At 37.6% G+C, this 24241-nt stretch carries 28 protein-coding genes and 2 pseudogenes; 10 read left to right on the forward strand and 20 right to left on the reverse strand.

Features of this window, described 5'->3' with window-relative positions; translation table 11 throughout:
- Nucleotides 1-4 precede the first annotated feature (4 nt).
- Both fumC and B9T23_RS05320 read right to left on the reverse strand, forming a co-directional pair.
- Entirely contained in the window at nt 5-1399 is a 1395-nt protein-coding gene (fumC, locus tag B9T23_RS05315) for a class II fumarate hydratase (protein ID WP_086193311.1), read from the reverse strand.
- 118 nt (nt 1400-1517) lie between these two features.
- Nucleotides 1518-2525: an NAD-dependent epimerase/dehydratase family protein gene (locus B9T23_RS05320; protein WP_086193312.1), complete on the reverse strand. Its 1008-nt coding sequence runs from the start codon at nt 2523-2525 to the stop codon at nt 1518-1520.
- A 71-nt stretch (nt 2526-2596) separates the two neighbouring features.
- Between B9T23_RS05320 and tusD the strand changes: the two genes are divergently transcribed.
- The 4 genes from tusD to B9T23_RS05340 are packed head-to-tail and all read left to right on the forward strand — an operon-like array spanning nt 2597 to nt 3989.
- Nucleotides 2597-2965 carry a sulfurtransferase complex subunit TusD gene (tusD, locus tag B9T23_RS05325; RefSeq protein WP_067722727.1) on the forward strand — a complete coding sequence of 123 codons (369 nt, stop codon included), beginning with the start codon at nt 2597-2599 and terminating at the stop codon, nt 2963-2965.
- A gap of 43 nt (nt 2966-3008) precedes the next feature.
- Nucleotides 3009-3359 carry a hypothetical protein gene (locus tag B9T23_RS05330; RefSeq protein ID WP_067722729.1) on the forward strand — a complete coding sequence of 117 codons (351 nt, stop codon included), beginning with the start codon at nt 3009-3011 and terminating at the stop codon, nt 3357-3359.
- Between the two features lie 20 nt (nt 3360-3379).
- Complete coding sequence (locus B9T23_RS05335) at nt 3380-3664, forward strand: DsrH/TusB family sulfur metabolism protein (protein WP_067722731.1); 285 nt, start codon at nt 3380-3382, stop codon at nt 3662-3664.
- Between the two features lie 13 nt (nt 3665-3677).
- Nucleotides 3678-3989, forward strand: coding sequence for a TusE/DsrC/DsvC family sulfur relay protein (locus B9T23_RS05340; protein ID WP_067722733.1), 312 nt, complete (start codon nt 3678-3680; stop codon nt 3987-3989).
- A 30-nt stretch (nt 3990-4019) separates the two neighbouring features.
- Here the strand turns inward: B9T23_RS05340 and B9T23_RS05345 are convergent.
- Both B9T23_RS05345 and B9T23_RS05350 read right to left on the reverse strand, forming a co-directional pair.
- Nucleotides 4020-4490 (reverse strand): annotated as a pseudogene (locus B9T23_RS05345) (winged helix-turn-helix transcriptional regulator).
- A gap of 204 nt (nt 4491-4694) precedes the next feature.
- Complete coding sequence (locus tag B9T23_RS05350; protein WP_086193370.1) at nt 4695-5594, reverse strand: LysR family transcriptional regulator; 900 nt, start codon at nt 5592-5594, stop codon at nt 4695-4697.
- Between the two features lie 96 nt (nt 5595-5690).
- On the opposite strand from B9T23_RS05350, the gene B9T23_RS05355 reads away from it, so the two are divergent.
- Complete coding sequence (locus B9T23_RS05355) at nt 5691-6131, forward strand: CidA/LrgA family protein (protein ID WP_086193314.1); 441 nt, start codon at nt 5691-5693, stop codon at nt 6129-6131.
- A gap of 1 nt (nt 6132) precedes the next feature.
- Nucleotides 6133-6825, forward strand: coding sequence for an LrgB family protein (locus B9T23_RS05360; protein ID WP_086193315.1), 693 nt, complete (start codon nt 6133-6135; stop codon nt 6823-6825).
- A gap of 51 nt (nt 6826-6876) precedes the next feature.
- On the opposite strand, the gene B9T23_RS05365 is transcribed toward B9T23_RS05360, so the two are convergent.
- The 14 genes from B9T23_RS05365 to B9T23_RS05430 all read right to left on the reverse strand — a co-directional run bounded on the left by B9T23_RS05365 (nt 6877) and on the right by B9T23_RS05430 (nt 18466).
- Nucleotides 6877-7320 carry a hypothetical protein gene (locus B9T23_RS05365; RefSeq protein ID WP_086193316.1) on the reverse strand — a complete coding sequence of 148 codons (444 nt, stop codon included), beginning with the start codon at nt 7318-7320 and terminating at the stop codon, nt 6877-6879.
- A gap of 7 nt (nt 7321-7327) precedes the next feature.
- The gene (locus B9T23_RS05370) at nt 7328-9667 is read right to left on the reverse strand and encodes a fimbria/pilus outer membrane usher protein (protein ID WP_086193317.1); all 2340 of its coding nucleotides are present in this window, start codon (nt 9665-9667) and stop codon (nt 7328-7330) included.
- 5 nt (nt 9668-9672) lie between these two features.
- Nucleotides 9673-10404, reverse strand: coding sequence for a fimbrial biogenesis chaperone (locus B9T23_RS05375; protein ID WP_086193318.1), 732 nt, complete (start codon nt 10402-10404; stop codon nt 9673-9675).
- Between the two features lie 91 nt (nt 10405-10495).
- Nucleotides 10496-10924, reverse strand: coding sequence for a hypothetical protein (locus tag B9T23_RS05380; RefSeq protein WP_131266109.1), 429 nt, complete (start codon nt 10922-10924; stop codon nt 10496-10498).
- 60 nt (nt 10925-10984) lie between these two features.
- Nucleotides 10985-11452: a spore coat protein U domain-containing protein gene (locus B9T23_RS05385; RefSeq protein WP_086193319.1), complete on the reverse strand. Its 468-nt coding sequence runs from the start codon at nt 11450-11452 to the stop codon at nt 10985-10987.
- A gap of 35 nt (nt 11453-11487) precedes the next feature.
- Nucleotides 11488-11982 (reverse strand): Csu type fimbrial protein, encoded by a 495-nt coding sequence (locus tag B9T23_RS05390; protein ID WP_086193320.1) that lies wholly within the window; start codon nt 11980-11982, stop codon nt 11488-11490.
- Nucleotides 11983-12010: 28 nt separating this feature from the next.
- Entirely contained in the window at nt 12011-12487 is a 477-nt protein-coding gene (locus B9T23_RS05395; protein ID WP_143222502.1) for a hypothetical protein, read from the reverse strand.
- Between the two features lie 26 nt (nt 12488-12513).
- Nucleotides 12514-12981, reverse strand: coding sequence for a hypothetical protein (locus tag B9T23_RS05400; RefSeq protein ID WP_086193321.1), 468 nt, complete (start codon nt 12979-12981; stop codon nt 12514-12516).
- A 454-nt stretch (nt 12982-13435) separates the two neighbouring features.
- A complete protein-coding gene (locus B9T23_RS05405; RefSeq protein WP_086193322.1) occupies nt 13436-14185 on the reverse strand; it encodes an adenosylcobinamide-GDP ribazoletransferase in 750 nt (249 codons plus the stop codon).
- 5 nt (nt 14186-14190) lie between these two features.
- Nucleotides 14191-14811, reverse strand: a complete 621-nt coding sequence (locus B9T23_RS05410; protein WP_086193323.1) for a histidine phosphatase family protein — start codon at nt 14809-14811, stop codon at nt 14191-14193.
- 29 nt (nt 14812-14840) lie between these two features.
- Nucleotides 14841-15896 (reverse strand): nicotinate-nucleotide--dimethylbenzimidazole phosphoribosyltransferase, encoded by a 1056-nt coding sequence (gene cobT / locus B9T23_RS05415; protein WP_086193324.1) that lies wholly within the window; start codon nt 15894-15896, stop codon nt 14841-14843.
- The gene (gene cobU / locus B9T23_RS05420; RefSeq protein ID WP_086193325.1) at nt 15896-16414 is read right to left on the reverse strand and encodes a bifunctional adenosylcobinamide kinase/adenosylcobinamide-phosphate guanylyltransferase; all 519 of its coding nucleotides are present in this window, start codon (nt 16412-16414) and stop codon (nt 15896-15898) included. Before cobU ends, cobT begins: the two co-directional genes overlap by 1 nt.
- Entirely contained in the window at nt 16411-17040 is a 630-nt protein-coding gene (locus B9T23_RS05425; protein WP_086193326.1) for a 2'-5' RNA ligase family protein, read from the reverse strand. Before B9T23_RS05425 ends, cobU begins: the two co-directional genes overlap by 4 nt.
- 196 nt (nt 17041-17236) lie before the next feature.
- The gene (locus B9T23_RS05430; RefSeq protein ID WP_086193327.1) at nt 17237-18466 is read right to left on the reverse strand and encodes an MFS transporter; all 1230 of its coding nucleotides are present in this window, start codon (nt 18464-18466) and stop codon (nt 17237-17239) included.
- Nucleotides 18467-18819: 353 nt separating this feature from the next.
- On the opposite strand from B9T23_RS05430, the gene B9T23_RS05435 reads away from it, so the two are divergent.
- Nucleotides 18820-19176, forward strand: coding sequence for a hypothetical protein (locus tag B9T23_RS05435; RefSeq protein WP_067722768.1), 357 nt, complete (start codon nt 18820-18822; stop codon nt 19174-19176).
- Between the two features lie 81 nt (nt 19177-19257).
- Here the strand turns inward: B9T23_RS05435 and B9T23_RS05440 are convergent.
- Nucleotides 19258-19446, reverse strand: a pseudogene (locus B9T23_RS05440) (hypothetical protein); the annotation flags it as partial.
- A gap of 145 nt (nt 19447-19591) precedes the next feature.
- Between B9T23_RS05440 and B9T23_RS05445 the strand changes: the two are divergent.
- A complete protein-coding gene (locus B9T23_RS05445; protein ID WP_086193328.1) occupies nt 19592-20743 on the forward strand; it encodes an IS4 family transposase in 1152 nt (383 codons plus the stop codon).
- A 58-nt stretch (nt 20744-20801) separates the two neighbouring features.
- Here the strand turns inward: B9T23_RS05445 and omp38 are convergent, their stop codons facing one another.
- Nucleotides 20802-21959 (reverse strand): outer membrane protein Omp38, encoded by a 1158-nt coding sequence (gene omp38, locus B9T23_RS05450; protein ID WP_067723649.1) that lies wholly within the window; start codon nt 21957-21959, stop codon nt 20802-20804.
- A gap of 378 nt (nt 21960-22337) precedes the next feature.
- On the opposite strand from omp38, the gene B9T23_RS05455 reads away from it, so the two are divergent.
- Entirely contained in the window at nt 22338-22859 is a 522-nt protein-coding gene (locus tag B9T23_RS05455; protein ID WP_086193329.1) for a GspH/FimT family pseudopilin, read from the forward strand.
- 114 nt (nt 22860-22973) lie between these two features.
- Complete coding sequence (locus tag B9T23_RS05460) at nt 22974-24149, forward strand: thiolase family protein (protein WP_067723651.1); 1176 nt, start codon at nt 22974-22976, stop codon at nt 24147-24149.
- Nucleotides 24150-24241: the final 92 nt, after the last annotated feature.

Raw genomic sequence — 24241 nt, forward strand, 5'->3', positions numbered from 1 at the left:
ATGCTTATTTCACGTTAGGTGAAACCATATTTTCAGGGATTACTACAGCATCAAACTGTTCTGCTGTCACCAAGTTCAATTCAACAGCAACCTGTTTTAAGGTCTTGCCTTCTTTATAAGCGGTTTTTGCCACTTTGGCAGCATTTTCATAACCAATCACAGGATTTAAAGCCGTGACTAACATCAACGAGTTATGCAGGAAATAATCAATTTTTTCACGGTTTGGTTCAATACCGACTGCACAATGATCATTGAAACTATTACATGCATCACCGAGTAATTGAATCGATTGCAATAAGTTAAATGCAATCACTGGCATGAACACATTTAACTCAAAGTTACCCGACGCCCCTGCGACATTAATTGTCGTGTCATTACCCAACACTTGAGCCACCACCATGGTCATGGCTTCACTTTGGGTCGGATTAACCTTGCCTGGCATAATGCTTGAACCGGGTTCATTTTCAGGAATGCGAATTTCACCAAAACCACAACGTGGTCCACTGGCTAACCAGCGAATATCATTGGCAATTTTATTTAAACTGGCTGCCAATGTTTTCAAAGCACCCGATGCAAATACCGCAGCATCACGCCCTGCCAAAGCTTCAAATTTATTCGGTGCAGTGACAAAAGGTAAATCGGTTAAGGTTGCCAATTGCGCCGCTGCTTTTACGGCATAATCAGGATGTGCATTTAACCCAGTTCCGACTGCTGTACCACCTAAAGGCAATTCATATAAACCCAACAAGGCATAATGTAAACGTTTTAAGGCATGATCGAGCTGCGCCACATAACCACTAAATTCTTGCCCCAGCGTTAACGGCGTTGCATCTTGTAAATGTGTACGTCCAATTTTCACAATGTCCGAAAATGCTTTCGATTTTTCGTCTAAAGTATCGCGTAAACGTTGTACTGCTGGAATGAGCAGTTCATTGATTTGTAAGCTTGCTGCGACATGAATGGCGGTTGGAAAAGAGTCATTGGTCGATTGTGCACGATTCACATGATCATTCGGGTGTACTGGCTTTTGCGAACCTAAAGGATTCCCCAGTTTTTGATTGGCAATATTGGCAATGACTTCATTACAGTTCATATTGCTTTGCGTACCTGAACCGGTTTGCCAAACCACCAATGGGAACTGTGCATCCCATTTCCCGGCAATCACTTCTTCCGTTGCATTCACAATATAATGCGACAACTCATGAGGAATTTGATCTAATTCGGCATTGGTAATGGCTGCTGCTTTTTTTACTAGACCCATCGCACGAATCATGGAACGGGGTAAGCGTTCTTGCCCAATTTTAAAGTTTTGCAAACTACGCTGTGTTTGCGCACCCCACATTGCTTCACTCGGAACTTCAACATCGCCCATCGTGTCGTGTTCAATACGTGTTTGCATCATCAACCTCATTTCCATATTGTTTTATAACTTTAGCCAATTCATCTGTTTTGACATATTTAATGATCTTAATCAAACATTTTACAATTATAAATGATTATTATTTACATTTGTTTCTTTAACGTCCTTTTAGTGTTTGCTGATAAAAGCGCCATGAATCTTCTAAGATTTGGGTAATTGTGCGTTTAGGCTGCCATTTTAAAATTTCACGCGCTTTACCCGAGGTTGCCCCAATCTGGTCTAATTCAGCATAAGCATAAAATGGTGCATCTATGGTTTTAATTTCGCTTTTGGTCACTTTGGCGACTTCACTCAATAAAGCACGAATGGACATATTCTGCCCTGCAATATTAAAAGCATCACAGGTATAGGGCTGAGTTCTTAGCCACTGTAAAGTCGCTATAATGGCATCACAACAATCCAACACATGTAAAAAACTGCGTTCAACGGTGCGGTCTAAGGTCTGGGCTTGTTGACGTAACTCAATATAGTCTCGTTGCTTGGCTGCAGCTTGCAATGCCAAGGGAATAATATTTTTAGGCAATGGTGCAACAAACTCCCCTAAAACAGCATGTTCAAATGCACCCGCAATATTACTTAATCGCAAGATCGCAATTTTCCATTCACTATCTGTCAGTGCGGTATCTCGGATGATTTCTTCCACCATTTGTTGCGACTTGATATAAGGGTTCGGATAAGAATAGTTAAAAGGCATCTCTTCTGACAGGGTCGAACTCGACTGTCCATATACCGCCAAACTAGATAAATGGATTAGGGTTCGTACTCCAGTGCGCTGCATGGCACGCAGCAAACTCATAATACAACTGACATTATCATTATAATATTCCAGCGGTTTAAGTACCGATTCTTCTATCGATTTAAAGCCTGCGGCATGAATGACCGCTTCTACAGAATATTGTTCAAAAACTTTGTTTAAAGCAGGTGTATTTCGAATATCAATTTTGACAAATGGCACATACATGCCGGAAATAAATTCGAGTCGTTCTAATGTTTGTAAATTTGCATTGGATAAATTATCAACAACAATGACTTCCTGCCCATGAGCCATCAGGCTTAAAGCAATATGTGAACCTATAAAGCCTAAACCACCAGTCACTAAAATCATTGTATACTACCTTTTTCTTATGAAGTTTGGATGCATCAACATTGGATTGGTCATTCCTCAAGTGAATTTCGATGAGTACCTTATTACTAATTACTTCCGCTCCAACCTCTATCTATGCTTGGCATGCGCTGGGCTTAGCACAGGCTTTACACGCTAAAAACCAAGCATTGCGCGTGTTTTTCTATCAAGACGGTGTTTCGGTTGCGAATGCCTTACAGTGGGTTCCTGATGATCAACGCAATTTGACGGAAGAATGGCAAAAATTGGCCATTCGCTTACCTGTTTGTGTCAGTGCTGCCTTGGCGCGTGGTATTACTGATCAAGAAAATGCAAAACGACATCAGATTAGCCAACACAATCTTGCTCAAGGCTTTGAATTGGTTGGACTGGGTGAACTTGCCGATGCCGTCCAATCAGCACAACGTCTGATTCAATTCTAAGACGTTATTTTTTGGAATTTGTTGCTTTTAAAAGGTAAATTGTGTGAAATCTGTACTCGTTATTTTAACTCAAGCCAATCTTGCCAATTTACAGGTGCATGAAAGCTTGTCTGCTACCATGGTGCTGGCGACTTTTGGCTGTGAAGTCAAAGTCTTGCTGCAAGATGCAGGCTTAAGTTTACTCAATTCAGAATTGCAGTTTGAACAGCTTAAACATGCCTTTAAAATCGCATCCAATATGGTCGATAGCTTTGAGTTTTACGACCTCACCCCGGTTTTAGTGGAAAAGAAAAATCAGAACGCTCATTTTGTGATTCAAGCTCAGCAGGATATTGAATTTATTGAGTTAAATAGTGATTTTATTCAAAGTTTTGATTTTGTGCTGTACTGGTAAAGATGAAGAGTGAAATAATCATGTCGAATAAAAGCTTATATTTAGTGCAAAGTAATTTTTCAGCTACACCCTCGGCACTGGCAAAACTAGAACAACTCTACAGCCCTGAGGATAGCGTGATTTTAATGGGTGAATCTGTATTGCAGTTTAAACTGCCTTTCTTGCAACAATTGAATTGCGTCTATGTCCTGGATAGCGATGCTGAAATCTTGGCGGGACAAAAAACCGAGAATTTGCACATCATTTCTTATGCCGAGTTTGCAGACATTTGCCTGAACCATAGCCGTTGTATTCGTTTGAACTAATTTGAGATTAATGATGAATTTAGAACTCGATCAAGATGGTCACTTAGTCGATTACACCATTTGGAATGAACAAGTTGCGCAAGAATTAGCAAACACTTTAAGTTTAGAACTCACAGCATGGCATTTTGAAGTCCTGCATGCGGTACGCCAGTTCTATCAACAGTTTGGTCATTCACCTGCGACTCGTCCACTGATTAAATATCTGATGAAAACAGTCAGCGCCGACATCAATAATGCAGTATTGCAAGACAAATTTAATACCGGTTTAGTGGCACGTCATTTAAGCCGTTTGGCAGGCATTCCCAAGCCACCGAATTGTCTATAAATATGATTGATTCAGCTTTAAGACTGTATTTTATGTCGTTCTAAATAATTGAAAATAATCTTGGGTCAATTCGAGTTTAACTTGCTTGGCATGGATGGTTTCATGACATTCAGAACACACCTATCGTAGTGCGATTTTATGACCACAGCTTTTATGAATATATTGCATCGGCTTTCCAAAGCCCTCATTCATCTATTCATCTGCCCAATTCGCCATCGACATTAAAATCGGATAAAGCGCCAAACCCTTTTCAGTTAAACGATATTCATAACGCTCTTGTCGTTGTACGTAAGAGGTTTTGACTAAAATATCATTTTCAAGCAGACGTTTTAGACGCTCAAACTGCACATGACGGGTTACCCCTAAATTTTGTTGAAAGGATTCAAAACGGCGCATTCCCAGAAAAGCATTTCGTAAAATCAGCAATGTCCAACAATCATCAATAACCGATAAGGTTCTGGCGATTGAACACGGTTGTTCTCCAATATCCTCCCATTTCATAAAGACAAATCATCTCATAAAAACAGTCATCAACAATAAGTTTAACCCAGAAAAGTTACCGCATTCATCTCGATATTGAAAGACTGGCAATCTGAATCTACAAAAGACTAAAACAAAAATTTAATTATATTCAGACTCTTAAAATGATCCGTTTAAACCTCATCATTCAACATAGAACCGCTTGTTTTATGGTTAATTGAATCATTAAAAATGAATTTCATCCTGATTTTCTTCAATAATTTTTAGCCAGGCTCGGGTAGCAGGATTCATCGCCACAGTGTTATTCCACGCCATACTCAAGGTCCAGTTGATATTCGGATTTTCTAAGATACTGACATTATATTTTTCCTGATCCAGTTGTTCACAATAGATTTTTGGTAGCAATGCAATTCCAACATCCGACTCCACCATTTTGGCAATAAAGTCCCATTGACTACTTTTACACACAACATTGGGTTCAAATCCGACATAGTGGGCTGCTTGTATAATCATATTATTTAAGCTGAACGTATCGGCATAAAGCAGAAACGACTCTTCTTTGAGTTCAATTAAAGAAACTTTTTCTCTATTTTTCCATTGTGTGTCTTTACGTGAAAGTAAACATAAAGGCGAATCGATAATTGGAATGCCACTTAAAATAGGTTTCAAATGCCCTAGTAATATCCCCACATCTACTTTTTTGGCCAGAATGGCATCTTCAATGCCCGTCGCGCCAACTTCTAAGAAACCTAATTCAATATGGGGATATTGCTTGTGAAATTTGGCAATTAAACTACTGAGTAATGCCGAGCCTACCGGTGGAAGTCCGATGGTTAATTTGCCCTGTTTCAGATGACGGACTTTAGCCACTGTTTCAAAAATACGTTGTTGCTCTTCTAATATCACTAAAGCATGTTGATAAATTTGCTCACCCATATAAGTCAAAACGACATCGCGTTTTCGACCGGCTTCGCCTTTATGAAATAATGGCACGCCAATTTCTTGTTCTAAAGCATGAATGGCCTTACTAATTGTGGGTTGAGTGACACACATTTCTTCAGCTGTTCGGGTAAAACTTTGCAGTTGCACAATTTTAACGAACATCGTCAGGCTCTTAATATCCACAAAACATTCCATTTAGGCATAATCTTTTTTTTATTATTCATAATATATACAGTGGGTCAAATCTAAAATACGACCAAGCTTTTATCTCTTGTTATTATGTCTACGTCTTTACTCTCTCCCAAGCTGCTGCATATTGCTCAAATCATTCTGCAATTGAGTTTTCTTATCATTATTTGGTGGGTTGCTTCAATTATACAGTGCACACTCAATTTACCTGTATCTGCCGGTGTAATTGGTCTTTTGCTGGTTTTATTTGCTTTGCTGAGTGGCTTATTTAAATTGCAATGGATCAAAACGGGTTCGGATTTTATTCTGGGAGAATTGGTCTTATTATTTATTCCCTGTGTCGTCGGAATCATTAAATATAAAGATCTCTTTTTAACCCAAGGTTGGCAACTGATCCTTGCTGTATTTATCGGCACGCTTTGTGTGATGCTTGCAACTGCATATAGTGTGTATTTTGGATTTAAACTAGAAGCGCATTTAAAGCAAAAGCATAAGTCTCATTCAAACCGACTGTTAAAACAGGGAGAGTAAGATGAACTTGGTTGCTATTCTCTGCTTTGTCGGTACTTTTATTGGTTATATCCTCAGTAAAAAGCTGCATAAAAAATATCCCTATATGCTTTTAGCGCCTGGAATTTTTGTGCCATTTATTATCATGGTGCTGATGGTCATTTTTAATATCTCTTACGACACCTACATGATGGAAAATAAATGGATCATATGGATGTTGGGTCCTGCAACCATTGCTTTTGCCATACCTATTTATGAATATCGCAAAGTCATTAAAGAACATGTGCTCTCGATTAGTTTGGGTATTGTGGTGGGAATGATTGCTGGCGTAATGAGCGCATTCTATTTGGCAAAGTTATTTAGCTTTAATCAAGAAACCACTTATAGCTTAATGGCACGCTCTATTTCTACACCATTTGCCATGGAACTGACTTCAAATATTGGCGGTTCGGTTGAACTGGTGATTTTATTTACCATGATTACTGGTATTGCCGGTGTTGCCATAGCCGATATGATTCTGCTTGCCTTAAAGCTAAATTCACGCTTTGCGCAAGGGGCAGCTTTGGGTAATTCAGCACATGGTTTTGGCACTAGTAAAGCCTTTATGCGTCATCGTGAAGAAGGCGTTGTTGCCTGTTTAACCATGGTACTTGCGGGGGTATTTATGGTGTTGTTGGGACCGAGTATTATTCATCTGGTTGTCAATTTTCTTTAAGCTTTTTTTCTGAGCATGAGTTTAGATTCATGCTCTTAACAGACATTTAAATTAATAATCCATTGTGATAGTAATACGATCGCGATAATCTCCGGCAGCTAAACTCGCTAAGTTAACACTTCCTAATCGAGCGACAATAACATAAATATGCTGTGCCTTTTTTTTCTGAGTTTTTAATAGCTGCCACTGTGAACCCGCATCACCCGATAATTCATATTTTACATCTATACTGTTTTTTAATTTTGTATAAGCCAATGCAGATTCATTTTTTAATGTGCTGTTACCACTGGAATCAACTAAATTTTGGCTGTCAAAGCGAATATTAAATTCAGAATCACACTTAATATTCAGTTGTATGGTGGATGTACTTCCAGATAGGGGTTGAAGACGTATAGCTCCTGCCCCTGTATCGGAAATGGTACATGCTGAAAATGCATTTGAGCATGTAAAACAGAAAATACTACTCGCCAAAACTTTTAAAATCATCGTTTTCATACTCCCTTTATTTACATACTAATTGTAATGGGACATTACTGGTCTCATCAGTGTCCAAGCTAAAATCAACCGTACACGTTTGATTGGAAGAAACTTGTACATTTAACTTATGTTGTCCCTCAGTTAAACCATAAATGGTCACCAAGTTATCACTGCCCACTGGATAAATATCCGCCTGATTACCATCCACTGTAATCTGACTTCCTGAGGGTAGTGCCTGACCGGCCAAATCAACCAATTTAAAGTCTACTTCACGTGTATGGACGACAGGAAATTCCACAATATAGCCCCGTTTATTGAGTGGCATAATGGTTTTACGTGCCGCAATAACCTTATCTTCAATCTGTAACTGGTTTTCATCAAAAGAAAGATGTTGATTGGTATAAGCAATTAAATCATGGACAAATATTTCTCCATGCTTGTTTGTTTTACCAATAAATAAATCATTGCGATAAACATCAACATTTGGACTATTGGTAACTTGAACTAAAGAGAAACCATTATTTACTGACTTTGTTAAATCGACACTGTGACCCAACCATGTCAATGCACCATGAAAAGTTGCGCTATAGCTGTTGTTATTGCCTGTTTGTAAATATTGTAAATCTAAATCGCCTGCTTTAGTTTTAACCCGGGTCGCCACATTCCCCGTATTTTGTTCATTTGCTCGTCCAGCGCCAATGGCATAGTCCAGACCTACAGCATTGGAAGTATTTTTAACAAATGTGAGATTACTAGAATCTGAATCGGTTTGGTTAAAATACGCAGCATGTTTATCGTCAAAACGATAACTGAGTGATAAATCAACACGATGGTTATCATGACTTTCTGCATCATAACTAACTCCAACAGACATACTTAAATTATCAAATAAACTGCGACTGGAGCGTAGCGAAAAAATGCGTTGATCATCGCGATCTGTGCCTTTTCTATAATTCTGCTCAACATACGTAAAGGAGAGATTTTCAAAAACAGGAATTCCGGATTTAGATAAATAAATTAAGCTTTCTCGTTCAGGTAAAAATTGATCTTTTAGATCCTCCATACCTAACATACGAAAATCAGAACTATAATATTGTGCTTTTAAGCCAAGGCTATATTGATCTTTATCTCTTTTAAATTCTGTACTGACGGTATAACCATCACCTTTTTGCGAATCACTATAAGCTGAATTGATTTCTAATAACCCCAGTTTATATAAGTATTGGCTCCATAATAGACCTGTGCTTTTTAAATCATGACTATAATCTGCCACAGCACCTAAAGTGGTGATATCTGTTATTCCCCGTCTGAAATAGGCACTACCAAACCATTCGCGATAATCATCACTTTGTTCACTATAGTTATAGCGTAACTTACCACTTGAAAGACTATAGTCAGTTAGACCTTTTTTTAACAATCGTTCACTCACAAAAATAGGCACGTTTTGCACAGTTTTATTCCCCATAATATCCTGTACAACCATTTCTGCACTGCCTAAACCGCGAAAGTTAATATTGCTATCAATATTAAATTCCCCTGGATTTATTCTTGAATTATAGGCTTTATTTCCATTAATAATTAAATCAATAGTAGATGGAACCAGTGCACTACCTTTGAATGAAGGAGTATTCCAATAAACAAAATCTGGGCGTGAAGTAAAATTCGTTCCCCAGCGAAAACCGCCAAAATAATAAGATTGGGATAATCCGGTATTGGTACTGACATTATCTCCCAATTGTAAAGTGGTTAATTTTTTAGGAAACTCAATGATCAGAGATGTATTTAATCGAGTATTATTTTGAAAATCATCATCACTATTTTGATAGTTTTTGCGAAAAATATGACCATTGCTAAAAAATGTATTTTTCCAAAAAAGACCTAAATCAGCGACTGCATTTGCTTGTTTAGAATAATCTCCCTCTTGATAAAAGGCATCATAATTTAAAAAACCACCCAAGCCGGGTAATTCAGGCATTTGAATTTCAGTATTTTGAATATGCTGACTTTGCATATAACGTGTCGGAATATTAATTTTTAATAATTGTGAATCTATATCTTCTTCTACCACTATATCTGGCTGAGATATTAAGCAATATGGAATACCCATCTGGGCCAGCTGCTGAAACTTCTCAATATCCATAAAATTTGCTTGTAACACACTACATTCAATATATTTTTTCTGTTCAAATATAGTTAGCATAGCATCTTGATGTTGATCCACACCATTGATCCACAACCCAAGAATCATGTCTTGCTGCATTTCCTCATTTTGTTTAGGTACAGATAATTCATTCGCCATAGCATGATCTGGTCGAACTATAATCAGGAGAGCAAGGAATATAAGATTATATTGGGGTTTGCCCATATGCTTTAATTCTCCGTAATATCATAAACTACGGAAGTTTTAGAAGCGTTGGATGCCATTACAAACTTTAGTCCTTTGATGGATGTCGTATTAAATCCGTCCATAGGAATAGACACTTGGCGATCCGGCAAAATATATTTCATAGTATCAATGTCTTTTAATACTTTACCTGAGGCATCTTGAATACTGAATTTCGTTATTTGAAAATGTGCTTTCCCACTATTTTTAGCCATTAAAACAGTATTGTTTTTTTCATCTTTAACAAAATGAAAGGACATATCAGGTTGAAAACCATTGCCCACAAATACAGGAACACTAAAATTTAAGGCAATACTCATCCCAGTTTTTTGTAATGGCGATGGAATTTCACTAAATTTAACTCGCCAAGTTCCTTCTTGTTTTAAATTCATGGCTGCAATGGATTGGCGAAATCCAAATCGAATCACTTTATTACTTTCTGGTAGTAAAATAAGAGCCTTGGGATTCACCACCAAGTCTGTATCTGGTGTTAAAACATCGTTACCTTGTTCATCTTGAGTCCAGCGAAATACACTAATTTCGTAAGTGCGATCCGTTTTTTCTCCTTTGGTATTCAGTGTTGCCGTTATACTGCGTTGTTGACGATCACCAGAAATATATAATTGAACGGGTGAAATGGTCAGATCTGCATGAGCTTCTGGCTGTATTAATGTTAGTAATGCAAACAACAGACCGCTTGTATTTTTCACAGTTCGCATAAATTTTCCCCAATAAAATATTTAAAAAAGCTATAGAAAATGCATAAAAGATAAATGGCTTATCTTTTATGCGATTTTAAAAATTTATGGTTTAGTAATACACGCTAATTAAATAAGTATCAGTGTATACACCAGCGCGAGTCGTTGCAGTGATAGGCGTAGAAACATGAATGCTAACCTCATAGTCATCTACAGAATAACCAGGTCTAGCAAGCGGTGTTCCTGCATGTAAGGTTACTAACGTATTATCGCGAACCGCACGAGTGCCTACACCTGTTTTTAACCACTCATTTTGAGCATTGGAAATATACGAATACCAACCTTCATACCATTTCGCATTATCAGTAGAAATACTATAGGGTGTATTACACGTTACTGTATAACCTGCAGTCGTATCTGAACCATCTTCTTTCAAAATAATTTCAGAAGCCACATTGGAAAAAGTACATTGTTTTGCAATTTCCACACTCATGGGAATAGATGACGTTGCTGTAGCAGCAAATGCATGACATCCCATCATAAGAGCGGTGATCGCTAAGAATATTTTTTTCATGATTTAATACTCAATGAAACTTTAAAACTAGTAATCCACACTAATATTTAAAGTATCGTTATACGTACCTGCTGGTGTAGTCGACACTACAGCAGCAACAAGTGCAGCATTGACGTTATAAGTATCTACCGTTAAACCAGGCTGAGACAATGCTGTACCTACATTTACAGGAACAGCTGTACCATTTAAATCTACGGCGATATTTGTATTTAATTTATGGTTTGAGTTTGTTATAGATTTAACAAAGGTGGTTGCATCTGAAGTATTGGTAGTACTAGTGCTAATGCTATACGGTGTATTACACGTTACTTTAAAAGCCCCAGTACCACTTGTTGTATCATTAGGAATAGCAATATTGGTTGATACATCACTGATGGTACATTTTTCTGTAATAGTCAGACTGACTGGAATACTTGCAGATGTTGTAGCCGCTTGAGTTAAAGCACTCGATAAAGCAGCGATTGCAACTAAAGTAATTTTTGTTAATGTTTTCATGTTTTTTCTCGTTTGTTTTTAAGTTGAAGTAAAAATTAATAATTTACATTCACACGGAATGTATCTGTATAAATGCCTGCAGGTGTTGTTGCAGTTGTAGGATTAACTAACTGAACTTTAATAAATGTTTGAATAGGTACATTCAACCAATTAAAATTAAAACTGTGAGGTATATTATTTAGTTGACCATTTAATGTGTGATTCAGAACTGTATTTGGTGCCCATAAATGGACACTTGTTGGTAAAGTTTTACCATTAGTATTACGTACTGATGAGTTACCACTATTATTTAAAGAATCCAATGAATAAAAGGCAGTAAATCCCCCATCTATATTACATTTAAATGTATAAGTACCTTGTACTTCGCTACCATCCTCAGATAGTACCAGTCCCGAACTTACATCAGAAAATGAACAGCTTTTAGGAACTTCTACTCCCATAGGTATACTGGCAGTGGTATTAGCAGCTTGTGTTAAACTACTCCCCAGTAATGCTGCCAAAATCGCGGCAGATTTTATGAATATCTTCATAAGATTGTTCTCTTCTTATTTTTATGAATTAATACGTCACAGTCATATTAAGTGTGTCTGTATATATACCTGCTGGAGTTGTTGCTATTGTCGGATTAGCAAGTTTTACACGAATACTCCCAGACTGTTCTCCAATATAGTTTGGCCAAGGATCAATATAAGTCATGGTACTAATAATTGGAGTACTAAATCCCCATAATGTCACCGATGTATTGGTTAGCAATTTAATATTTTGAGCACTTTTGACATAAGTACCCGATGAAGTTAATCTGCTTGAATCTGTATCAAACAGTACTGAATATCCCGTATTACAGGACATTTTGAAGTTTCCAACTACTTCTGTTCCATCTTCAGGAACAACAATTCCTGCACTTACATTCGAAAACGTACAACTTTTAGGAACGTCTACACCCATAGGAATACTGGCTGTAGTCGTTGCGGCTTGACTCAAGCCACTCCCCAATAACACAGCTAAAAATGCAGCTGATTGAACAAATATTTTCATTATTTTCTCTCTCATTAAATGAGTGATTAAAAAGTTGCATCCAAATACAACACATCCTGATAAACCCCAGAAGGTGTAGTTGCATGAACTGGACTTACTAAATTTATACTGATTGTTCCAAGCTCTGAATTCGATGGGTCTAGTACTGAAATCTGCCTAATCCGGTCTAACTCAAATGTATTCCCCTGAAAATTTACTTTGACGACCGTATTCAACTTAGTTCCATTTACTGCTTTTACAGAAGTTGTCTGATCGCCATCTTTTAATGACTTTGAACTGAATTTCAGTTCAAAATTTTTATTACAGTTCAAGGTAAAATTTCCGCTAGAAACACTGCCATTTTCAGAAACAATAATTTGTGAACTGACATTGGAAAATTGACAACTCACAGGAATAGTCGTCATAACATCCACTGAAGAAGTTTGGTTTGCAGAATAAATATTTCCTGAAAATTGCAACAAAATAAGCATCAACAAAATGTTGGCAAATTTCATATTCAATTCCTTCATCCGTACCACTAATTTAGTCAAAATGGTTATTTGTAATTAAAAGAGAAATAAAATGAGATTGATATCACTGTAATTAGGTATATTGATCACAAAAAAACAACATAAGAAACGTGTTTAAAATTAAATATTTAAAAAATAGATTTTATTATTCAATGAGATAAATTATATAAATGTATATTTATGTAACATTAATTTAAAGTTGTTTTCGACTAAAAAAAATTTTTTGATGAGTTGTTTTTATAGTTTTTCAATATTATTTTTACACAAAAGATATTTTTCACTTAACTTATTATCTGAATATTTCACAAATATTTATATTATTTGTAATTTTATTTTTCTTAAATTAACCATTCAAGATTTTACTTCTTCATATAATTCATCCAAATTTTGTTATAAAAAAACCATCATAAATGGAATCTCATTTAAGCAATAACCTAGGCTATGAAAAATTCAAATAAAAAAGACTCATCACAAAACTCAAAACACTCACAGCCTCGCAAATTTCAATACTTGCTCCAACTGTATCACCAGTAATGCCACCAATCCGCTGAAGAAATTTATGCCGTAAATATATTAAGGTTCCTATAAATATCATTGCAGTTAAAATACCCACCCATGCAAAATATGCAGATACAACTAAACAAACAACAAATACGATTACTGCACCGGTTTTAGGAATAAATTCTGCGATTGAAGATCCTAAACCTTTTTCGCGCACGTATTGGGTAGTCAAAAATAAAAATAGTGGTGCTAAACGACCCAATATCGGAAATAAAAGCAGGGCTGAATAGAGTTGTTTTTCTAATAATACATACAGTGCTGACCATTTAATCAGACATAGAATAATTAAACTTAAAACCCCTATTGGCCCACAACTCGGGTCTTTCATGATTTTTAGTGTGCGCTCTTTATCGCCAAAACCACCGACCCAGGCATCTGCAGTATCGGCTAAGCCATCTAGGTGTAAACCACCCGTCAACCAGATCCAGACCACTAAAATTAGACTGCTCAGCAAGATCACGGGCAATGCATTTAGTAACGTAGCGATAGCAAATAAAATTGCACCAATCATCAAACCAATCAGTGGATAAAACAGTAAAGATTGACCATTTTGCTGTTTGCTCGGCATTTCTTTCAATTGAATCGGAAATGTCGTTAAAAACTGCAAGGCAATAAAAAATGGTGTCATTGCTGTTATTCCTTGAGCAAATGAATAGAAGCATCTTCATGGATTGCAAAAGAATTGAGTTGCCCCAATTCTGCAGTCATTTTTAAAATATCATCTAGTGAATGATTTAAAGCGATACATTTTAAAAGTTTAATCACACCGCCATGCGTCACCACTAAAGCATGTTGCCAACCATTTTCCAGCATCTGTTGTTGCATTAGTTCAAGACTATTGAAAATACGTTGATAAAAATCCTGCATGTTTTCTGCATTCGGTGGGGTAAATTGAGTGGGTTGTTGCCAAAAATTCGCCAGTAATTCAGGTTCATTTTCATAAATGACTTGGGTCGATATGCCTTCCCAATCGCCAAAATGCATTTCTTGCAAACCTGCATCGTAAAAGAGAGGTCGTTGCTTTTGATCTGCGACCGATTCTGCAAATAAACGACAGCGTTTTAAGGGCGAAGTAAAGATCACATCCCATTGCACCAGTTTATGCATAGAATCGGGGTTAATAGCATGCCAAGACTGATCTATAGTTTGCTGCATCTGCGACCAACCCAACTCGGTTAAATCGTCATCTGTAGAACCGCGCAAGGTATGACTTAAAGTCGTTTCACCATGGCGAAGCAGATCAATCTTGAACATGTTCAATATCCTGTTGAATCCTCTTAGGATTAAACTTTTTCGCCAATAACGGCTGCTTCTGCAAAAGTTGCCATGTGGTTGTGCAGACTGCATGCCAGCTTAATTACACCTAAAGCAGCCCCTGCACCACTGCCTTCGCCTAAACGCAAGTTCAGTTTGAGTAATGGATCTTTTGCATTCAGTTCCTGCAATAAACGGCGATGTCCATATTCAGCCGATTGATGTCCAAACAGCATCCACTCACGAACTGCAGGATTTAAACCTACCGCCACAAGCGCTGAAACTGTGGTAATAAAACCATCGACCACCATAGGCAAACCGAGCTGTGCACAACGAATATAGGCACCCGTCATTGCTGCAATTTCCAAACCACCCACCGCGCAAAGTGCTTTAAAAACATCTTGATCGACATAATCTTGGTGTAAAGCGATGGCTTGATTAATGATATTTTTTTTATGAATCAATTGTTCTTCACGAATACCTGTACCCACACCAGTGAGTTGTTCAGCAGGTTCATTCAGTAAAAAACAGGCGACTGCTGATGCAGAACAGGTATTGCCAATGCCCATTTCCCCTGCGACATAAATAGATGCGCCATAAGCAACGGCATCTTCTACGCTTTTACGCCCCAGATTCATCGCTTCAATACATTGCGCTTCAGTCATGGCAACTTGTTTGGCAAAGTTAGCTGTACCCGGAATAATACAATGCCGTTCTACGCCTACATATTCATAGGCATCACCCACAGAACCACAGTCAATGACTTGTAATTTAGCATTGTATTCTTTGGCAATTACGCTGATACAAGCGCCACCCGTGGTGAAATTTTGCAGCATTTGACGCGTCACCGCTTGTGGATAGGCAGAAATATTTTCTTCCATCACACCATGATCACCGGCAAAAATCGTAATCCAGGGCTGGTCTACATTGGGACGTGGATTGTCTTGCAAACTTGCCAATAGCACTGCAGTATTTTCAAGTTCAGATAATGAGCCTGTTGGTTTGGTCAGTTGTAATTGACGTTCTTTAGCCAGTTTTTTTGCTTCCACACTTGGCGTTTTACACGCATCCAACCACCAGTTCATTATTTATCTCCTTTTAAAATCATGGGAAAACCCGCAACACAAAATACAACTTTATCGGCAATTTGCCCTAACTGTTGATGCAAACGTCCCGATTCATCCACAAACTTGCGGCTGATCTCGCCCATCGGTATCACGCCTAAACCTGTTTCATTACTGACTAAAATAACGTCTGACTCTAATATCGGTAGAATATCCAGCAGTTTTTGGCATTGATGCATCTGTAATTCAGGATTTTCATGCATCAATAAATTGCTCATCCACAAAGTTAGGCAATCGACCAGAATCACTTGATTGGGTTGATCAAGCTCGATTAAACAATTGGCTAGATATAAAGGCTCTTCAATCACCGCCCAATGCCCGGGACGCTGCGCTTGATGATGGGCAATACGTTCCTGCATTTCGGAATCGAATGCTTGCGCGGTTGCAATATAAGTTACAGCCACACCTGAATCTTTTGCGATTTGTTCCGCAAGGCGACTTTTACCCGAACGTGCGCCACCTAAAATGAGTTGCATCATACGTCACCCAATTGAAATTGATGAAATGGATAGAGCTGACCTTGCAATATTTTCGCGTTATATGTACCAAAAGTCAGTTGATCGACTGAAAATTCAAAGCTTTTTTGTTCGATGCCGTTTATATGATTAAAAATTAAATCGCTATTAAAATCTTGATGATACAAACCTAAAGTAAGATGTGGACAATAGTCCAGCGGTGCAATTTCATCGCAACTTTGTTCAAATAAATGACGCAATTTTAAAAGTACATCATTTTCATCAATAATTTCGACAAATAAGGCACTTTCAAAACTGTTGATGCGGCCTGTTTTTAATTGAATTTTATTCTGAGAATTATCTGTTAAGTGTCGAATATGTTGATGCATCTTTTCAATAGCAAAATCATCATCCCAAACTGGGTTTTGTTCCGTGAGGAAGCCACAAATAAATAAAGTAATGTGAAATTGACGGGTATTTGGCGAATATAAAAAATCTGAAAAAACCGAACGCAGCTGATTTAAATACTCTAATAATTCTGGATGCTGAATTTCAATATACCATAACGAAAAATGCTCGCGTCCGCGATGCCATTCAGGATAATCCCCTGCAAGTGTAGGAACAACGGACGTAGAAGGCTTTAAGAACACACATCAAATCACTTTAAATTCAATCACCTTATTAAAGCATGAATGATATTAATTTTCTCGAGGTGTTGATTTAGTAATATTCAACCAACAATGAATTATATTCAGCTTTTTAAATACTTAAATCGTGTCACACACATCGTTGCGTCATCAATAAATCTGCAAAAAGCCACTTGGAACTATAACTTCATAAATAAAATCACACTGGAACTGAAGATGGCTGCATATTCTTTTGATAACACAGGAAATAAATAGCGAGCAATATAAACATTATCATTAGCAGATAAAATGGGTAATCACTATGCCACTGATACAAACCGGTACTGACCAATGGACCAAATACAAAACTTAAAGCCTGTGTCGCAGTACAAAAACTGGCAACTTTAACCTGTAAATGCTGTGGTGCAGATTGGGCAGCACCTGTGGTAAATGCCGGAGTAAGACAAGCTACAGCTATGCCATATAAAATATAAGCACTTTGAAAAATATGAATATCTGTGGTGCAAATGGAGATCAGCAAGCCCAGCATCATGCACACCAGTCCAATCCACAATAAGTGCTGCACAGACCATTGTAGAAACCTGGAAATAGCCGTTTGCATAATCACTAATGATATTCCGGCAATCAAAGAACATTGGGCAAAGTAAATCGCACTCTGCCGAGTCGAAATTTGAAATTGATCTTGTATATAAAAACCCGCGGTTAGATTTATTGTGACAATCGCAATATAGAGACTAAATCCTAATCCAAACCACCCCATACTGTTACGCAAAGAAAATGCTTCATTGTGGGAAAATGTCGTATTTTCCGTTGGTAGAGCCTGCTCAGAAGTATCAGAAACATCAGCTTCTTGGCGATCAAATTTCAGTACAATATACAGGCTAATGAAAGCAAAAATAATAAAGGCAACCCATAACGGCGTCAGCATACCCCAAACCAATAAAAGCGTCGTTAAAAATGGTCCAAGCACTAAACCTGCACTATTTAATGCACCAAACTTGGACATCGTCTGGCTGCGTTGTTGTTCTGAGGTATATCTGGTCATGACGTAGGTTTGTAAGGCGATTTGTGGCATCGCCATAAATACGCCCATACTTGCCCGAGCCAACAATAACAAAATAAACAGCAGCATCGTAGCAAGATGATATTCAAGCCCATAAGCCAAAACAGCTGTAAACAAGCCCCAAGTGAGGGTCATACCAATAAAACCAACACTTAATAAGCTATAAATACTGTATTTATTTTGCTGTTTAGAAATATAGATTGCCCCGATTGCCATCAACAATGCACCTGCTGATATCAAAGCTCCGCCTTGCAGTTCTGTCATTTTCATTTGACGAACCAAAGGTGCAAGTATGGGCAAAATCATCGAAAAACAGCCACCATTCGCTAGGCTTGCAGCGATAAGAATCTTATTGTTTTGATTCATTATTCAATTTAACCAAATTTTATTTTTATACACGCAACAATAGCAGTTTAATGAATTTTGTCCATTCTATATTCAACTCATATTTTTTGTTTTTTAACGGGTTGATAATTTTCAACTAAGTGCTTGTCAGCAACTGAAATTTGATAGCTTAATTATTGTGTATTCTTCTTTCTTGCTGTTTACAGTAACACAGCAAAAACATAGAGAAATGGTTTTTTTGGTGGCTCTTTTAGTCTGTACAGGGATATATAAAATATCGAAAAAACTTTAAGGTTTTAATTAATTGATCATATCTTGACCACTTTAAAATAAATAATCAATATAGATATACTAAAAAATACAGAGAATAACCGATGATAGATTTAACAAAGATTGTAAAAGATACAATTGGAGCAGAATCATTCTATCCACTAGAAAAAACACAAAATGCAATTTTTAGCTGTGATTCAACAGATATAAATTTTGCTAAAGACATGCTAAATACGTTCAAAAGAAATTATGAAAAGTTGAATCAACAAATTAAGAATGAAGATTTTTATGATGATTACTACTTTGATATTGAATTTAAAACTCTTTTTTTAGCAATAGACAGGTTGTATAGCTTATTAGGTAACAGCCAGTCTGAAGAAGATCGACTAGATGCTACAATATATCAATCATATATTAGAAGCCAAGATAAACACCTAAGAGTAGCTCTTGAAGAACTATAAGCTAATGCCTCTGTCAAAGCCCTCAATTGAGGGCTTTTCATACTCAATTAAAACTTTCGAAATTTCTTTCGCAATAAGCCCACCATGGGCTTTAAACAACTCTGTCAAAATCTCATCTGAATGATCTTTATCTTTAATAAAGTTTTTAAGTACTTCTGCATGCATCGCCCAAGTATCAAAGTCCTTCATTTGGATCTGATGGACTTCAATATCAATATCCAAAATAGGAACTTTAATACTTCGATTTGTTGCTAATAAAAAATCATTCATGATGGAATCTCGGGGAAAAATTTAAGCATTAAAAAAGCACCATGAGGTCACTGCTGTCCCATAGTTTGATTTAAATAAAAAAACCTGAGTCCGAACAGTTAAAATATGAGTGCAAACAAACACTTTAACGACCAGGATTCAGGTTTTGTCACATCAGAATACCGTATTTCATCAGTTAATTAAACCAGTCTTACGACAAGATTTTGAACGGCTTGCTAAACAACATCATGTTGGGCAGAAATTCAGATCTGCTTCTCGATGGGATCAGTTTATTGCCCTGTTAATGTCCCAACTTTCCTGCCGACAAAGCCTACGGGATATTCAATCCAATCTTGAGTCCCAGCAGGAAAAGCTTAATCATCTCGGAGCAAAGTCTATTCCCCGAAGCACGCTGGCACGAATCAACGAGGAGCAACCTGCTGCCTTGTATAAACAGATGTTTCATCAATTACTGCAATACTGTGAAAAATCAAAAGTAGCCCATAAATTTCGCTTCAAGAATCCTCTGTATTCCCTGGATGCCAGTCACATTGATCTGTCGCTTTCCTTGTGCGCATGGGCCAAAGTTCATGATTCAAAAGCCAGCATGAAACTGAGCATAGGATTGAATCACAGCAATCATATTCCTGAGTTTGTTGCAGTTGAAAATGGTAAAGAAAATGACATGGTACAAGGCCGAAAATTCCAGTTTCCCTCTGGCAGTATTGTGGTCTTTGACAAAGGCTATGTAGATTATAAATGGTATGCGAATCTGACCGCTCAAAATATTGGCTTTGTGACACGTCTCAGACCCAAGGCAGTTTATCGGGTTATTCAGCAACATCCAGTCATTGTAGCCAAAGGGATTTTAAAAGATGAAACGATCCAGCTGAATAGTGCACATGCAGTGAAAAGACAGACTCCACCATTAAGAAAAATTGAATATATTGATCGGCAGAGTGGCAAGCATTTTATGTTTCTCAGCAATAACTTCCGTTTATCTGCCTCAACGATTGCAGCGATTTATAAAGACCGCTGGAAAGTGGAACTGTTCTTTAAGGCGATTAAACAGAATTTGAAATTAAAAGCCTTTATAGGCCGAAGCAGGAACGCAATTCAGACGCAAATTTGGATTGCCCTGATTGCCTATTTACTGGTGAGTTTTGCCCGGCATTTAGGACAAGAAGGCTGGACGGTTCAACGGTTACTAAGAATGATCCAAGTAAATCTGTTTGAGAGAAAAACCTTAAAAGCTTTATTCATGCCCGATAAAATACCGATAAAACAAAAGGAAGCTCAATTGAGCCTCCTTTTATGAAAAATTGTGGGACAGCAGTGGCCCTAAGGCTGCTTTTTTATATCAATTCAATAATAAATTATTGAGCTGCTGGAGCTTGTTCTTGAGCAGGTTCTGCAACAACTGTACGGCTACCAGAAATTGTCGCGAATACACGACGGTTCATAGCACGGCCTTCTTTAGTGTTGTTGTCAGCAATCGGTTGATCCCAAGCGAAACCTTGAGTAGACAAACGAGCTGGATCTACATTGTATTCATTTACAAGTGAAGATTTAACAGAGTTAGCACGAGCTAAAGATAAACGTTCGTTCAATGCACGTGGACCAGTGTTATCGGTGTGACCTTCGATGCGAGCAGTAGCGTTTGGATATTCAACTAACTTCTCAGCAACTTTAGCAATTTCTGGTTTGTATTGATCTTTGATGTTTGATTTGTTTGTATCAAAGAACACACGAAGTTCCATGTTAAGGTCTTCAGTCAACTCTTGTGGAGCTGGTTGAACTGGAGCTACAGGTTCAACTGGAGCGACTTCAACTACAGGAGCAGCTGGTTTCAAGTGACCACCAAGAACGACATTAAGACCAGCTAAAGCTGTGTAGTTCCAGAATTGCTCATCGAAGTTATAAGTACCACGGCCTTCAGCACGTAAAGATAAAGCGTCATTCAAACGATAGAATGCACCGATACCCGCATTTGCTAAAGTACCTTCTTCAGTGTTACCACGGTCACGCGTACCAGATGGATTTACACGATCAACACCAGAAAATTTGTATTTGTAGTGACCTGCACCAGCTAATACGTAAGGTTTAAATTTGCTGTCGTAATCTTTAGTGATTAAATCAGAAGTAACGTAGAAGTTACCATTGATTTGAGTTTGTTTATACTCAGCACCAGCTTCAACTTTACTCACACCTGGGCTAGTTTTGGTTGAACCTGCTGGGAAATTGTCAAGATCAATTGCGTTAAGTGATTTATTAACGTCACCTTTTACTTGATTGTATTCAGCTTCAAAACCTAACCATGGAGTCAATTCAACACCAAGCGCAGCACCAACGAATAAATCGCTTTGCATTTCGCCTTGACCAAGTTTAGAAGATAACAACTGTGATTGACCATTGTTATGTTTAGTGTCTTGCCAAGTGTAACCCAGCATTAATGGTGTAATAGTTACGCCAGCGTTAGCAGCAGCCAAAGGTGCAGCAACGAGCATTGCTAATGCAATACGACTCATTTTCATGGAATTATCCTCCAGAGATAACAATTGTTTTCAAGTTCAAGCTCAAGCCTAAATTTGGGCTATTCTGAGATGGGCTTTCTAATACCCCAGTTTTATTTTTAAGCCATTCACTTTGAATCATACAAACACTTTATTTTTTTTCCAAGTGCTTGATAATTTTAATCAAGTAAATTATTGACAAAATTACTTACAATTTCCGTTGTAATTCGGTAATTTTTTACTCAATTTATTCTTGTGAATAGCTTATTGTCACTTGCCGATTATTTTAACAGCTTTCTTAAAAGTTGAGTAATAAATCTTACTCGCAAAAAAACCCATTAAAAACAAAATATTAATAACATAAACAATTAAAAAAAAATACATTACAAGGTTAATTTAATGATTTCCAAACAAAAAACGGGTTTTACACTCATTGAGCTCATTGTTACGCTTGCTATTTTAGCGATTATAGCTGCTATAGCCTTACCTTCTTTTCACGAAACAATGGCTAAACAAGAAATCAAAAAAATTACCAACACACTGGTTTCAAGTATTCAATTGGCAAAATCACATGCTGCTATACACCACACCAATGTCGTTATTTGTCCCAGTCCAAATAAAGTGAATTGCCAAGCAAGCCATTGGAATTCAGGTTTTATTGTCTTTTTAGATACAAATAAAAACAGACAGGCGGATACTGATGAAAAAATTATCTCTACAGAATCAACTGAGCTGAAATATGGAAATTTAGATTGGAGAGGTACGTTAAGTATTCCCAGCTTAACTTTTCAAGCTGAAAATGGGCTTCCGAATGGATCAAATGGCAGTTTCTATTATTGCTCTATTTACCAACAACCTCATTATAAGATTGTTCTTAGTCCTATGGGACATACCCGTATTGAGAATCCACTGAGCTGCTAAAAACTTATCAGTCTAAAGGTGTAGAACAAACAGACTTTATTCCTGCTCATTTTTCAATATACTGCTTAAGTTTGGAAAATAATCCACTAAAAAGTAAATCTCGGAGAGAAAAAAATGACAGACATCGTAATTGTAAATGGCGCACGTACAGCTATGGGCGGTTTTCAAGGTAGCTTAGCGGATGTAACAGCACCTGAACTTGGTGCAGCTTCAATTAAGGAAGCCATTGCTCGTGCAGGATTACAACCAACTGATGTCGAAGAAGTCATTATGGGCTGCGTACTCCCTGCCGGTTTAAAGCAAGGTCCTGCACGTCAGGCAATGCGACAAGCTGGTCTGCCTGATTCAACTGGCGCAGTCACCATCAACAAACTTTGTGGTTCAGGTATGAAAGCCGTGATGCAAGCTGCCGATATGATTAAAGCAGGTTCTGCTGAAATTGTGGTTGCAGGCGGTATGGAATCAATGAGCAATGCACCTTATATATTGACCAAAGCACGTGTGGGTTACCGTATGGGCCATGGTGATGTAAAAGACCACATGTTCCTTGATGGCCTTGAAGATGCTGAAACAGGTCGTCTCATGGGCTCTTTTGCACAAGATATGGCAAATACACGTGGCTATACACGTGAACAAATGGATGATTTTGCCATTCGTTCCTTAGAACGCGCACAAACTGCAGTCAATGAAGGCTACTTCGCTGATGAAATTGTTCCTGTGACGATTTCTACACGTAAAGGTGATGTGGTTGTAAATAAGGATGAACAACCTTTTAATGCCAACATTGCAAAAATTCCAACATTACGTCCTGCATTTGCTAAAGATGGCACCATTACTGCAGCTAATGCCAGTTCAATTTCAGATGGTGCGTCTGCCCTTGTACTTACTTCAGCAGACAATGCAACAACAAAAAGTTTAAAACCTTTGGCGAAAATTGTGGCTTATGCATCAAATTCTCAACACCCTTCTGAATTTACTATTGCACCTGTTGGCGCAATCCAAAAAGTGTTAAACAAAACTGGTTGGGATGCGCAAGATGTTGACCTTTGGGAAATTAATGAAGCATTCGCCATGGTGACTATGTGTCCAATGGATGATTTCAAGCTTGATCCAGCTAAAGTTAATATTTATGGTGGTGCGTGCGCACTTGGCCACCCAGTAGGTTCAACTGGTTCTCGTATTATTTTGACTTTGATTCATGCACTTAAACGTACCGGCGGTAAAAAAGGTATTGCTGCACTGTGTATCGGTGGTGGTGAAGCGACTGCTGTAGCGATTGAGTTGCTTTAATTTATTGTTTTTAATGCTCTCTCCCTGAATGATATTTAAAGCACTGCTTTAAATTGAAATGCAAGAGAGAGAGCTAGAGAGAGGGGCTTTTA

Source organism: Acinetobacter terrae, from assembly GCF_002135195.1.
Lineage (GTDB): Bacteria > Pseudomonadota > Gammaproteobacteria > Pseudomonadales > Moraxellaceae > Acinetobacter > Acinetobacter terrae.

What these genes read in the sequence shown, in the direction of transcription:
- fumC (WP_086193311.1), bottom strand. Translation starts at nt 1,399, where the DNA reads ATGCAAACACGTATTGAACACGACACGATGGGCGATGTTGAAGTTCCG.
- B9T23_RS05320 (WP_086193312.1), bottom strand. Translation starts at nt 2,525, where the DNA reads ATGATTTTAGTGACTGGTGGTTTAGGCTTTATAGGTTCACATATTGCT.
- tusD (WP_067722727.1), top strand. Translation starts at nt 2,597, where the DNA reads ATGAGTACCTTATTACTAATTACTTCCGCTCCAACCTCTATCTATGCT.
- B9T23_RS05335 (WP_067722731.1), top strand. Translation starts at nt 3,380, where the DNA reads ATGTCGAATAAAAGCTTATATTTAGTGCAAAGTAATTTTTCAGCTACA.
- B9T23_RS05340 (WP_067722733.1), top strand. Translation starts at nt 3,678, where the DNA reads ATGAATTTAGAACTCGATCAAGATGGTCACTTAGTCGATTACACCATT.
- B9T23_RS05355 (WP_086193314.1), top strand. Translation starts at nt 5,691, where the DNA reads ATGTCTACGTCTTTACTCTCTCCCAAGCTGCTGCATATTGCTCAAATC.
- B9T23_RS05360 (WP_086193315.1), top strand. Translation starts at nt 6,133, where the DNA reads ATGAACTTGGTTGCTATTCTCTGCTTTGTCGGTACTTTTATTGGTTAT.
- B9T23_RS05365 (WP_086193316.1), bottom strand. Translation starts at nt 7,320, where the DNA reads ATGAAAACGATGATTTTAAAAGTTTTGGCGAGTAGTATTTTCTGTTTT.
- B9T23_RS05370 (WP_086193317.1), bottom strand. Translation starts at nt 9,667, where the DNA reads ATGGGCAAACCCCAATATAATCTTATATTCCTTGCTCTCCTGATTATA.
- B9T23_RS05375 (WP_086193318.1), bottom strand. Translation starts at nt 10,404, where the DNA reads ATGCGAACTGTGAAAAATACAAGCGGTCTGTTGTTTGCATTACTAACA.
- B9T23_RS05380 (WP_131266109.1), bottom strand. Translation starts at nt 10,924, where the DNA reads ATGATGGGATGTCATGCATTTGCTGCTACAGCAACGTCATCTATTCCC.
- B9T23_RS05385 (WP_086193319.1), bottom strand. Translation starts at nt 11,452, where the DNA reads ATGAAAACATTAACAAAAATTACTTTAGTTGCAATCGCTGCTTTATCG.
- B9T23_RS05390 (WP_086193320.1), bottom strand. Translation starts at nt 11,982, where the DNA reads ATGAAGATATTCATAAAATCTGCCGCGATTTTGGCAGCATTACTGGGG.
- B9T23_RS05395 (WP_143222502.1), bottom strand. Translation starts at nt 12,487, where the DNA reads ATGAAAATATTTGTTCAATCAGCTGCATTTTTAGCTGTGTTATTGGGG.
- B9T23_RS05400 (WP_086193321.1), bottom strand. Translation starts at nt 12,981, where the DNA reads ATGAAATTTGCCAACATTTTGTTGATGCTTATTTTGTTGCAATTTTCA.
- B9T23_RS05405 (WP_086193322.1), bottom strand. Translation starts at nt 14,185, where the DNA reads ATGACACCATTTTTTATTGCCTTGCAGTTTTTAACGACATTTCCGATT.
- B9T23_RS05410 (WP_086193323.1), bottom strand. Translation starts at nt 14,811, where the DNA reads ATGTTCAAGATTGATCTGCTTCGCCATGGTGAAACGACTTTAAGTCAT.
- cobT (WP_086193324.1), bottom strand. Translation starts at nt 15,896, where the DNA reads ATGAACTGGTGGTTGGATGCGTGTAAAACGCCAAGTGTGGAAGCAAAA.
- cobU (WP_086193325.1), bottom strand. Translation starts at nt 16,414, where the DNA reads ATGATGCAACTCATTTTAGGTGGCGCACGTTCGGGTAAAAGTCGCCTT.
- B9T23_RS05430 (WP_086193327.1), bottom strand. Translation starts at nt 18,466, where the DNA reads ATGAATCAAAACAATAAGATTCTTATCGCTGCAAGCCTAGCGAATGGT.
- B9T23_RS05435 (WP_067722768.1), top strand. Translation starts at nt 18,820, where the DNA reads ATGATAGATTTAACAAAGATTGTAAAAGATACAATTGGAGCAGAATCA.
- omp38 (WP_067723649.1), bottom strand. Translation starts at nt 21,959, where the DNA reads ATGAAAATGAGTCGTATTGCATTAGCAATGCTCGTTGCTGCACCTTTG.
- B9T23_RS05455 (WP_086193329.1), top strand. Translation starts at nt 22,338, where the DNA reads ATGATTTCCAAACAAAAAACGGGTTTTACACTCATTGAGCTCATTGTT.
- B9T23_RS05460 (WP_067723651.1), top strand. Translation starts at nt 22,974, where the DNA reads ATGACAGACATCGTAATTGTAAATGGCGCACGTACAGCTATGGGCGGT.